General features: G+C 48.2%; 10 protein-coding genes. 5 read left to right on the top strand and 5 right to left on the bottom strand.

Annotated features, from left to right (window positions below; all coding sequences use genetic code 11):
• Positions 1-2 precede the first annotated feature (2 nt).
• Positions 3-779 (bottom strand): class I SAM-dependent methyltransferase, encoded by a 777-nt coding sequence (locus B3A20_RS07310; protein ID WP_290763214.1) that lies wholly within the window; start codon positions 777-779, stop codon positions 3-5.
• Positions 780-1130: 351 nt separating this feature from the next.
• Here B3A20_RS07310 and B3A20_RS07305 point away from each other — a divergent pair, with 351 nt between their 5' ends.
• A complete protein-coding gene (locus B3A20_RS07305; RefSeq protein ID WP_014545470.1) occupies positions 1131-1943 on the top strand; it encodes a sigma-70 family RNA polymerase sigma factor in 813 nt (270 codons plus the stop codon).
• 48 nt (positions 1944-1991) lie between these two features.
• Here B3A20_RS07305 and B3A20_RS07300 read toward each other — a convergent pair whose 3' ends face one another.
• Genes B3A20_RS07300 through B3A20_RS07290 form a run of 3 tightly spaced genes read right to left on the bottom strand, consistent with a single transcriptional unit; the run spans position 1992 to position 6054 of the window.
• On the bottom strand, positions 1992-3608 hold the full coding sequence (locus tag B3A20_RS07300) for a hypothetical protein (RefSeq protein WP_290763213.1): 1617 nt from the start codon (positions 3606-3608) through the stop codon (positions 1992-1994).
• A 9-nt stretch (positions 3609-3617) separates the two neighbouring features.
• The gene (locus B3A20_RS07295) at positions 3618-5537 is read right to left on the bottom strand and encodes a UbiD family decarboxylase (RefSeq protein WP_290763212.1); all 1920 of its coding nucleotides are present in this window, start codon (positions 5535-5537) and stop codon (positions 3618-3620) included.
• 4 nt (positions 5538-5541) lie between these two features.
• Complete coding sequence (locus B3A20_RS07290; protein ID WP_290763211.1) at positions 5542-6054, bottom strand: hypothetical protein; 513 nt, start codon at positions 6052-6054, stop codon at positions 5542-5544.
• 142 nt (positions 6055-6196) lie between these two features.
• Between B3A20_RS07290 and B3A20_RS07285 the strand changes: the two genes are divergently transcribed.
• Genes B3A20_RS07285 through B3A20_RS07270 form a run of 4 tightly spaced genes read left to right on the top strand, consistent with a single transcriptional unit; the run spans position 6197 to position 10724 of the window.
• Positions 6197-7672 carry an oligosaccharide flippase family protein gene (locus B3A20_RS07285; RefSeq protein ID WP_290763210.1) on the top strand — a complete coding sequence of 492 codons (1476 nt, stop codon included), beginning with the start codon at positions 6197-6199 and terminating at the stop codon, positions 7670-7672.
• Between the two features lie 23 nt (positions 7673-7695).
• Entirely contained in the window at positions 7696-8526 is an 831-nt protein-coding gene (locus B3A20_RS07280; protein WP_290763209.1) for a glycosyltransferase family 32 protein, read from the top strand.
• Between the two features lie 8 nt (positions 8527-8534).
• Positions 8535-9551: a hypothetical protein gene (locus tag B3A20_RS07275; protein ID WP_290763208.1), complete on the top strand. Its 1017-nt coding sequence runs from the start codon at positions 8535-8537 to the stop codon at positions 9549-9551.
• A 9-nt stretch (positions 9552-9560) separates the two neighbouring features.
• The gene (locus B3A20_RS07270) at positions 9561-10724 is read left to right on the top strand and encodes a glycosyltransferase (RefSeq protein ID WP_290763206.1); all 1164 of its coding nucleotides are present in this window, start codon (positions 9561-9563) and stop codon (positions 10722-10724) included.
• A gap of 82 nt (positions 10725-10806) precedes the next feature.
• Here B3A20_RS07270 and B3A20_RS07265 read toward each other — a convergent pair whose 3' ends face one another.
• Positions 10807-11967, bottom strand: coding sequence for a coproporphyrinogen-III oxidase family protein (locus B3A20_RS07265; protein ID WP_290763204.1), 1161 nt, complete (start codon positions 11965-11967; stop codon positions 10807-10809).
• Between the last annotated feature and the right edge of the window lie 79 nt (positions 11968-12046).

Below are 12046 nucleotides of genomic sequence, written 5' to 3'. Positions count from 1 at the left end.
ACCTAAGGCTTACGACCGATCACGCCAATGCAAAGCTGCGTGTAGTGCATCACCGGCACAGACTGGAGGCTATCCAGAATTTTGTCCTTAATCTTCTGGTAAGCCGTTCCGTCGAGCGGATACTTCGGGAGTTCAATACCGAACTTGAAGCAGAGTTCGCGCAAAATACGGTAGAAAAGATTCGGGCGCATCCAGTCGCCATAAGCATAAACACATTCAAAGCCCGCGTCACGCATGAGCTTCTTGAGCTGACCCATCGTGAACTGTTTTTCCCAACCGGCAAACCACTTGTCCATCGCAATCAAAATATGCTTGATAATCGTATACGGGTGGACCGTCTGCGGGACATCGCAAAGGCAGCAACCGCCGTGCTTGACGATGCGGAAGTTTTCTTGCAAGAGCGGGAGCGAATCCTTGAAATGTTCGGCCAAGCCCTGATGAAACACCAAGTCAAAAGTGTTGTCCGGGAACGGGGACTTGAAAGCGTCGCCACGAACTAAGTGCAAATTCTTGAGGCCTTCACTCTCGCGGAGCGAATTGACAATTTTCAAGCTATTGTCGGCAAAATCGAGCACATAGACATCGGCGCCCAAACGAGCAAGTTCAGCACTGTCGCGGCCGGTACCTGCACCGACCTCCAGCACCTTCAAGCCCTCGAGCTTAAAATTCTTCTTAATAGCTTCTATAATAGACGGCGAAGACGGATAGACTTTGTCCATGTCGTTCTTGCGCTGCCAAAAACGGTTCCATACGGATTGATCAGGCTCTTTTATTGACATAACGGGGATAATATATGAAAAAATGAGAGTAGGAAGTAGGAAGTAGGAAGTTAGAAGCGGGTTATTAGTCAGTAGTCATTGGTCAACGGTGTATTCCAAAATGAAACACAGGGCTTTACATTTTTTATTCGGTTAGAGCCAATCGTCACGTCCGTCTTGTCACGTTTTGAAAAATTTGTTATATTTTTACGACAGTTTTGTAAAATTACGACAAAAATAATGGACTTTTTTGGCTCCGAAAACCACAAAACCGACATTTAAAGGACTTTTTGTAAAAAATTTGGAAAATTTTACACAATTGGCACGCAACTTGCTTTAAAAAAGCGATATTATAAGGGCAAGGTTTTTAAAATGCATATTGATTCTACCGATACTACTCTCAAAAGATACCTAGAAGACATCCGTCGTACCGCACCCCTATCCCGCGAAGAAGAACAGATTCTTTTCCAGAAAGCTAAAGAAGGCGACAAAATCGCCCGTAAAAAGCTGATTTCTGCAAACATGCGCTTTGTGCTCAAAGTCGCCATCCAGTACCGTGGCTGCCCGATTCCGCTGCCGGACTTGGTCAGCGAAGGCGCTATGGGACTCGTCCGCGCTATTGAATCTTTCGAACACACCCGCGGTCTTAAATTCATCAGTTACGGCGTTTGGTGGATCAAGGCATACATCACCCGCGCTATTAACGAACAGGGCAACCTCATCCGCTTGCCGGCAAACCAGCACCTCCGCGTGCGTAAGGCTTTGCACGAACAGTCCCGCGGTAAGGAAATCAACGAAGAAATCCGTGAATTGATCCAGATCGGTCAGCGCGGCGTTTCGTTCGATAGTCCGCTCAAGGCAGACTCCAAGGCAACGTACGCCGAAGTCCTCCCGGACAGTGGAGCCTCAAACCCGGAAGCTGATTCCGAAATCCAGAGCGTCGAAGCTTTGGCCCGCGACCTCATGGAACAGCTCCCGGAACGCGAAGCCCGAGTCATCACCGGCATTTTCGGTATCAACCAGGAAGCTCCGCAAACGCTTCGCGAAGTGGGCGAATCCATGAACATTTCCCACGAACGTGTACGTCAGCTGCGTGACCAGGCACTCCGCCGTATCCGCAAGTACAACAGCAAGGACTTCTTGCAAGAAAAGAAAGACGCGTTCCTTGCGGCAATTAACAAGTAGTCAAAGTCTTTCAACGAAAAGGGGGCTCAGCCCCCTTTTTTCTTTTTGCTAATAAATCACCATAAAGCTCGACGTTTTGCCCTTATTCCCAACGCGGAATCGATAGACGCCAGGGGACATCATCGCTTTGACTTGGTCTTCTTGCAAGCAGAACGAGGTTCCTTCGTATTTTTGCTGGGCCACCAAATCACCGCGCCGATTGCGGATTTCAAAGAACTTCTTGTCACGAGGGAGCGGCGCAAAGCAGAGCGCGCCTTCACGCCACGGAACAGGGAACGCATGCGGGGGCGCATCTTTGGTTACAATCGGAATGCTTTCGGATTTTCCCAAACGGCTGAACACCCAAATTGCAGAATCGCTTGAAGAAAGAGCAGACGCTAAGCTGCCAATGGACCTTGCGTTTTGGATTTTATGAATGGTCGCATGGCCGTCGTTGAAGGTGATGACCGAAGCCTTACCGATAAAGTTTGTAAAATCCGGAGTATAGGAATTTTGTGAAGCGCGATAAAATTCAAAGGCCAAACTTTCAACTTCGGGTTTTACTTCATCTTCCATATAGAACCGGGCAGAAGGCCATTCCACTTGGTCTTCGTTAATCCATTCTTTTTTGGGAATCGAAAGGCTACTCTTTCCAGAAAGCGAAAGCAGAACGGAATAATCGTGGAACACGCTATCGGCGTCTAGATTATACTTTTGAAGAGATTTTCCCAACTGAGTTTCAAAACTTTGAGTCGGAGACTTTGAGTAATTTTCCCAAATATTTTTATCTACATCCTTTGCAATTTTATGGTACAAATAAAGAAACAACGTCGAAGTGCCGTATATTTTATTATTGCTAGTCGATGAGAGCCTGTATAGAGGGATTCCCATCTCACTAAAGAAACTAGGCAAGTACGCAAAGTAATCGTCTACGCCCGGGTTTGTGACTTCTTCAAATCCTGTGGCAGACGCCTCGAACCAAAACAAGGTATTGTCATAAACGACGTTGAGATAGCGAAGTTGTACAGCGTGGTAAAATTCATGGAACGACGTGAGCCGAATGCCTTTAGCCCATTCATCCGTGTACGAGAAGTTGTGAGCGCTATTGCGTAATGGATTTTGAGATTTATAATAAATGCAAGTATCCTTACCGACAAACAAGGTATCTTTCTTGTCACGCTGGAACGAACCATAAAAGAAATCGTTGTCCATGAATATTTGTGTGGCTTCGTTATTGTCTTGCTGGAGCGTTAAACCATAGCAAGAAGGGCATTGATTTATTTCGGAATCGCGAATTTGTCCAATATCAATGATTTCGACGGGATACAAGCCGTCTTTTACTTTCTGCTGGAAATGGTAAGATATTTTAGGGCCTTTGGGAGAGCGCATTTCCATCTGGTTGATATAAAATTTCCAGGCGGCTTCCATGCTTTGGGCTGTGCTATCGGCGAAGGCTTTTGTTGTCGCATGTGGTCCACTCAACACATAGAAAACTTGTATGTGAGGTGTTTCGATGGAATAGACCGTATCGTAATATTGTTCGTAGCGACACTTGTAACTATCGTACTGCGTTGACGCCGTTAATGTAAGCCTGTTCTTTTTTTTGTTCTGAAGAATATTTAATGTTCCGCAACCGCCTTCGTAGGCGCTAGCCATGGCAACAGCAACTGCAACAAGTAGTAACACGATGCGCACTTACAGAACTCCTGCCTCTTTGAGGATTTGCCTTGCCTTGGCGGTAATTTCGGCGGGGACGGTGAGTTGCTTTTGATGGTGCGGCTTGATGCGGGCATCGATAATCAACGGCGCCTTGCATTTCCAATGCTTGTTTTCGACAGCTTCGTCGAGACCGTAAATATCTTGGGCAGGGTCGGAACGCGTAAACGTGAGCCAGAGAAAATCACTCAAGATATTACTCGAGCTTGCTTCGCTGTTTGCGGTAACATTCGCGGCACCTTCGTCGATGATGGAAATCCAGGGATAGCTTTCGCGGAATTCCCAATGGGCGAGGGCTTCTTTGAACTCGCGGAATGTTTCGTTGCCGTTCTCGAGATGCGCCGGGCCATCGATCATGAGCACGCCGGGCATCACGATGGTCGCATTCTTGAATCCTTGCGGGAGCGAAAGCGTTTTTAAATCGCCCGGATTGTTGCGGAGTTCGCGAATCTTTGCTCCTGCGGCTGCAATAACGACTTTAGAGCCGTGGTTGAGGCTTGTGCCTGTGTAGTCGAGCGTGTCGATGGTCGTCGCCGTCTGGAAATGTAAATCACGGTCAAAGTGGACTCGTTCGAGAACGTGCGTGAAGAATGCGGGAACGTTGTTTACATCGAGGCTCGCGGCGGTTTTATTTGCGACGGCTTTCGTGTCAGCAGAGATTCCCGCAGCGTCCTCTTTTGCGGCAATCAGCAAATACTTGGTGAGGCTCGCTTGGTTGAATCCGAGCAGCGCGTTTGCGGTCTTTAAAAGTTCCATCGGCTCGCGCTCTTCTGGGCGAGTGTACGGGCGGAACGCTTCAGAACCGAGTGCTAGGCAAAGCGGGTGTACGCCAGCATCATCGACTGCGTGAATCCCGTAAACGCCCGGGAGCGAAGCGGGAACCATTGGCTTTGTGATTTCGTGAATGAACTTGCCAAAGAGTGTATCTTCTTGGGGCGGGCGACCGACGACCGTGAACGGAAAAATGGCGTTCTTTTTGCAAAGCACTTTTTGGACTCTCATACAAGGAAAATCGTGTTTGCCGGAATAATAGCCGATATGGTCGCCAAATGGACCTTCGGGTTTTAAACCGGGTTCAAGTTCGCCGAGAATGCAAAAATCAGCATCGCTAGAGACAAGGTAACCGTCATGTTCAAAGTAACGGAAACGGCGGTTGCCGAGCATGCCTGCAAACAAGAGCTCCGAGAGGTTCTCGGGCATGGGCATCACGGCTGCAAATGTGTGCGATGGAGGCCCGCCAATGAATACGCTCACCTTGAGCGGCCGACCTTCTTCAAGAGCCTTCTGGTGGTGCCTTGCGATGTCGCGCTTGATTTGGTAATGCAATCCGCATTCTTCGTTCGGGATGTATTCATTCCCTGAAATCTGGATGCGGTACATGCCCACGTTTGTCTGCATGATGCTTGCATTTTCACTCGGGCGTGTGGCGACTTGCGGGAGCGTGATGAACGCTCCGCCGTCTAGCGGCCAGCTGACCAGCTGTGGCAAGTCGCTAAGGCTGCATTCCTCGAAGTCCTTGATGCTACCGGAACGCCTAGGGAGCGATTTGATACCTGCACCAGCCGCTTTGAACAATCGCAGCAGTTCCGAAGGCGTTGGGCGTTTTAAGGCGTTTTTGAAAAAATCGACCGGGTTTGATTTGAATTGAACGGCGATTTTTGTCTGCCCAAAACCATCCCGGAACAGATAATTGAATCGTTCGTCGCTTCCGAAAATGTTACAGGCGGCACGGAACTTGCTCCCTTTGACATGTTCAAAAAGAAGTGCTGGGCCACCTTGCCTAAAATTTTCCCTCGCGATTTCGGCCATTTCTAAATGCGGATCGACTTCGGCGTGAATACGTTTGAGCATTCCCGCTTTTTCCAAATCCAGCAGGGCCTGTTCGAGGGACTTGTACATGATTTTATCCGGCGGTTGCGGACTGATCCAACGCTTCGAAAGCCTGCGTCTTCTTCTTTGCTTCTACAATAGCAATTTGTTCGCGAGCCATTTCTCTAGCCTTCATGGCGTAAACCAGGCTAGCGCTGTTCATGACAATTGCGAACGTGTCTTCTGCAAAATCCTTGCATCCCTGGAACGAGAGATCATCAAAACAGGTCGTCATTCCCTTGACGGAATCAAACTTGTGCGTAGCGGTAAAACCACGGAATGGGCCTTCGCCAAGGCGTACAGCAATTTCGATGACGTTGTTCGTCTTGCCCGGTGTGACCGCTCCAATGATGCCAGTCCAACTTAATTTTCTGAAACCCGCCATAATGGTGTAGCGGATAAACTCGCCAGACTCAATGTTCTTGGGCAACGTGTAGTATAGAACGGCGTTCGTTCCGACGGACAAGGACATTGGCGCATAACGCAAAATATCAAGCGTGTCCGAAAGAGTGCCGTATTGCCAAGAAGTTTGACTGAATTTTACCATGCCGTATAATGTAGTAAATTTTTTTGTTTTTTACGCAATTCATCGAAATTTTAAGTCTTTTCATCGGAAGGCCTTTTTGACTGGGTTCTATTTTACATAGTATTTTCTAAATTGGAGTTCTACTTTTTTTGTTATTAGTGATATGGACTCAATACAGGCAGATAAAAAATATTTACAGAAAAGCACCTTAATTACGCTTATTGGAACGGGGCTTAAGGTCATTGCGCCGGTTCTCACCATCGTTATTGCGCGTGTTTTTGGCAAGGAAATTTTCGGTATATACGTTTCGACGCAACTTTTGGTGTTGACGCTTGCCCGTGTATCGGTTATCGGTCTTGACAAGGGCTTGCTTCGCCATTTACCACAAAATAAGGTCTGTGGCCGTCCCGCTCACGAAGGAATCATCGAATCGCTTAAGGTGGCATGTATCATTGCGCTTGTGATTTCAAGTGTCATTTGGGTCGGTGCGTACTTTGGACTGCAAAGCATTTCGACCGGACTTGCGATGCTTTCGTCTGCGGAAATTTCTTTGTATGCTCTTTCAATCATTCCGTTTACCATATTGCTCCTGTTTGCGGGCGCATCTGACGGCAATAGACATCCGCAGTACAAGATTTTCATCAACGAATTTGTGGTGATGACCTTGGCGCCGATTATCGCCCTTTGTCTCCATTACACCGGCTTTGATGACAAATTAGCGCTTCCGGTCGGTTTCTTTGTCTCGAACATGCTTGGTATATTCGTTTATATATTCCTGATAAACAAACAGTTCCCGCAGATAGAATGGATTACGAGTAAATGGGTGCCGAAAGAACTGTTGGACTTTTCTATTCCCATTGGTTTCACGGAAATCATCGCGTCGTTCTTGCTGCGCGTGGACATGTGGATGGTGCTAGCCCTGCTAGGACCGGAAGCGGTCGGCATTTATGCAGTGATGGTAACGGTTTCCAACGGTCTCAAGACTATCCGTAGCAGCTATGACCCGATTTTACAGCCCGTTGTGGCGGGAATGTCCAGGGAACGCTTGAAGACGGATTTGAAGCCGGTGTTCTCGTATTGCGTATCGATGGTGACGATTATCCAGCTTGCGATTGGATTTTTCATTGTGCTGTTCCCGGAGCAGACGATGATGATTGCCGGAAAATCGTTTATCACAAAAGAAAATCCGGTGGCCGTATTTGGAATCCTCATTATCGGGAACTTGATTAACGGCTTCTTCGGTTTGTCCGGTGCCGTAGTGACGGGCCTAGGCAAGAGCAAGTTCATGTTGATGATGAACATCGTGTCGCTTGTATTTGCGGTGACAATGAACCGCATCTGTATTCCGATTTTCGGTATTGCGGGCGCTGCGCTCTCTTGCATGTCGTATCAAGTTTTGCAGTGCGTCTGGATGAATGCGTATCTCCGCAAGATGGGTTACTGGCCATACCGAAAGAGCCTTATCATTCAGGGCATTTGGATTGTGTCGCTCGTGACGATTTACATTGCCGTGAATACGGTCATCTCTCCGACTCTTGTGAGCAAGGGCGTGTTCTACGGAATCGTGATTTTGCTCCTTCTTTTGACGTTCTGGAAACAGGGACTTGCGAAAAAGAATTTTTCATCAGGAAATAGTTAACGATTTTTTTATAGATTAATAGCATGATTCCTAAGAAAATACATTACATCTGGCTTTCTAACGACCCGCTTCCGCACTTGGCTCAACTTTGCATTGACAGTTGGAAGCGTCATTGTCCCGATTACGAAATTATCCACTGGGATATGGCAAGGTGCCAAAAAATTATTGATTCGATTCCGTTCGTTCGCGAGGCCGTGAGCCTTTCCAAATGGGCTTTTGCAAGCGATTACATCCGTCTTTATGCCGTAGCGACCGAAGGTGGAATTTATCTGGACAGCGATGTCTATTTGTATCGCAGTTTTGACGAGTTCCTGGATAATCGCTATTTCACGAATATCGAATTTACGACACATTTCAAGAGAAACAAGTCCTGGAAAATGCTGAATGAAGACGGCACGAAAAAGAACAGGGACTTGATTCCGCTCCCGGGGCTTGCTTTCCAAGCTGCGATCTTTGGAGGTGAGGCGAACCATCCGTTCCTCAAGAAGTGCATGTCCTATTATGAAAATCAAAAGTTTATTTTGCCGGGCGGCAAACTGAATATCGAGAACATTTCTCCTTACGTTTATGCCCATACCGCAATTGATTTTGGTTTTGTCTATAAGAACAAAATGCAGCATCTCGATGAAGGAATGACGATTTATCCGAGCAAGATTTTCTTGCCGAGCTGCGATGACGTGGATTACAAGCCGGTGGCGATTCACGTGACGAGCGGCAGTTGGAGACCGCTTTCTCATCGGATTGGCCGTTTCTTTAGGCGTTTGCCAATTATCATCATGAAAATGTTCAAGAAAAAGCAGACGATGGACGATGTGCTCAACAGCTACGAGTCGAAAAAGCCTGTAGAATTTTAAGGATTTTTATGCCCTCAGTCAAATATCTTTTTGTGTTGACGAGTTCCCCGAAGGACTTTTTCTGCGAGCAGACGCTTGTGGCGATTGCTTCGCTGCGCGTCCATAACCCGAATGCGTTCGTGACGCTTTTAACGGACGACAAAACGGCCGAAACTCTGACGGGCCCGCGTGCGGTCTTGAAGGACGCTGTTGATGAACTCAAGGTTTTGACGCTTGATGAAAAGTTCACGCCGATGCTGCGTTCGCGTTACCTCAAGACGGTGATGCGCAATGTGGTTGATGGCGACTTCTTGTACATGGATTCGGACATCGCGATTGTCGATGACCTCTCGATTCCGGACGAATGGCGCGGCGGTATTTATGCGGTACTCGACTTCCACACGAACTTGTCGAAAGCGATTAACCGTAAGAAGGTCTTGAACAACGCGAAGATGATGGGCTTTTCGCCGATTCTGAACGATGAAATTTTTAACGGGGGCGTGATGTTTGCCGCCGATACGCCGGAAGCCCACGAATTCTTTAAGACGTGGCATGAACTTTGGCTTTACTGCGTTTCCAAGAACTTCCCGTATGACATGGCTTCGCTTGCTGAGACGAACTATAAGTTTGGTTACATCACGAAGAAGATGGATGGCGGCTGGAACTGCCAGCTGGCTTATGGCAACCGATTCTTGCCGACGGCGAAGGTGTTGCATTTCTTTGGTTCGCGCATTATCGATACGCGTGGCCGCAAGGTGCCGGAATCGATGAACATCTTTTTGCCGAAGATTTTGCGCAAGGACTTTTATACGAACTTGAAGAGTCTCCCTGTGACGGTAAATGCGGACAAGTCCATTCACATCAACGAGTATTACGATGACGTGATTGCGCATGCGAAGGATGCGTTCATGTACCAGACGAATAAAGTCGGCGCTGCGGGTGCTTATATTATCCGTAGTTATGCGTTTGCAAAGTCTCTCGCCTGGCTGTACAAGAAAATGCCTTTCCTCGTGAAGCCTTTGGAAATCTTGGGCAAGCTTTTCTAGGGGGCGTTTATGAATTTGCTTTTCAATCTTGTGGCGGTGCAGCCGATTCACAGCGCAAAGTTTCACGGTGGCGGCTCTTATGGCGAAGTGATTTTCTGGGCGCTTGTAAAACGTGGTGCAAAGTTCAGTTGCGTTTACGATAGCCGAAAGTATTTGGCTCCGGATATTATTGCGGCTTGCGAAAAATGTGGCATTCCGCTTTTTGACATTGCCCAAAAAACGCCGCAGCAGATTATCGACGAAAATGCGATTGATGCGTTCTACACGCCGCTTTACTCGCTCGAAAGCAAATGGCAAATTCAGGTAAAGCGTTTTGTGTTCACGTGGCACGGCGTACGAGCCCTTGAAATGCAGTACAGCTGGCAAGGCGTTGGCTTTGCAAAAAAGCTTGCGCAAAAGCTTGAAGCGCTGGTGCGTTACCGCGACTCTTGGAAAAAGTATTTCTATGCGCCTAAGTACCGCGATTTGGCGGCCCGCATTGCCGATGGCCGTGCCGAATGCATTACCGTGAGCGAACATAGCAGAGCCTCCATCAAGTCGTTCTTTCCGGAGCTTCTAGACAAAGAAATCCCGGTTTTTTATAGCCCGATGCTGGATTACGAACCGAAAGGGTTCTTGCCGCCAGGAGTGAAGCCGAAAAAGTTCTTTTTGCTTACGAGCGGTGCCCGCTGGGAAAAGAATAATCTGCGTGCGGTCAAGGCGTTCGATGAACTTGTAACAATGATGCGTTCGACAAATCACTTGTTTGATATGAAGCTCGTGATTACGGGTGCAACGAATGTGAAAGTTTACCGCAAACATATCCGCAACAAGGATGCGTTTGTTTTCCTCGGCTATGTGGAATCCAAGGAACTCGAATTCTTGCACAAAAATGCGTATGCGTTTATTTTCCCGAGCTTGAACGAAGGTTTTGGCTATCCGCCGGTGCAGTCAATGCGTTATGGCGTGCCCGTGGCCGCGAGCGGCACGACCTCTGTGCCCGAAGTCTGCGAAAATGCTGCACTTTATTTTGACCCTTATTCCGTGAGCGAAATCAAGAACCGCATGATTCAATTGCTGGATCCGGACATTTACGCGATGTACGCATCCCGCGGCCTTGCACGATACGGCGAAGTGCATAAACGCCAGCAAGAGGACCTCGAAAAAGCAGTCGCGTTTGTCCTTGGGGAATGAGTTTGGAGCAATTAGTACTCCCCTTTCCCCAAAGCAAGAACTTGTCATGCCCCGCTCCGACGGGGCATTTTTTAAGAAAACACTAGCGGCAAGCGTTCAGCACGTCAGTCACGATGCTATCCATAAAAATCCAGCCACGGCCGACGAGTTTGAGGATTCCGCCTTCATGCGTTGCAAAACCTTTCTTGACCCATAGCCCATAGCCTTCCGGCGAAACAGTAATTCCGTCAGCGGCAAGTGCGTTTAAGTCCAGCCCGGAACGCTGGCGCAGCGAAAGCCACACGCGTTCCGTTAGGATGTCGTCAGCATCAAGGTCGTCATACGTGAGCGAGGAATCTGGCGAACCCGCATTCACGTAATCGCGCCAGCGCGGGTAGATTTCCGGAGCGCAAAAACGGCGACCATCAAAATAGCTGTGCGCACCCGGTCCAAAGCCAATGTACTCGCCGCGATTCCAATAGTTCATGTTGTGCAGGCTTTCGTCGCCAGGCTTTGCAAAATTCGAGACTTCGTAACGCGCAAAGCCTTTTTTTTCAAGAATTTCGACACCGCCTAAATACATCGGCTCGTACAAACTTTCATCAATTTCTTCTTCACCACGTGCTACGCGACCGCCCAAAAGCGCCCGCTCACCCACATTCAAGCCATAAAAGCTCAAGTGCCCAAGCGGAAAATCCGACAAGCGGTCCACATCGCTCAAGAAAGAATCCACCGACTGCCCCGGCAAATTAAACATCAAGTCCGCCGAAACTTTCGCCCGCGGAAGCGAGGTCAACAACCGCAGCGCTTCAAAGCCACGTTCCACCGTGTGCCTGCGGCCAATGCGGTCCAAGAGCGTTTGCGAAAAAGTCTGGAGACCAAGACTAAAGCGACGTACACCACATGAAAGCGCCGTCTGCACAGATTCTTCGGTACACGATTCCGGATTAAATTCCATCGAGACTTCGTCCAGGGCATCCATGCGAACGCCACAATCCTCAAGCACCGCGAAAATCCGTTCCAGGCACGCGCTCGGCAAAATAGAAGGAGTACCGCCACCGAGATAAAGCGTCCGCGCTTGCGAAAGAACGTTTTGGGACGATTCCGAATGTAATACGGGATGCGCCGCCGCAAAAGCACGGATTTCACGTTCCAGCAAGCCTGCATATTCTTCGAACAGCCGAGCATTCGCAGGCATCACGCGGAAGTCGCAGTAATCGCAAATCTTCGCGCAAAATGGAACATGAATATAAATACCGAACATGAAACACCTTGTTTAACGCAAAAAAAAAATATAATTTTTTTACCCCAGCCCCTTTACAATTGGAAATTTTATTTCTATA

The organism is Fibrobacter sp. UBA4297 (assembly GCF_002394865.1).
GTDB lineage: Bacteria > Fibrobacterota > Fibrobacteria > Fibrobacterales > Fibrobacteraceae > Fibrobacter.
This window is presented reverse-complemented; position numbering and strand designations above follow the sequence as displayed.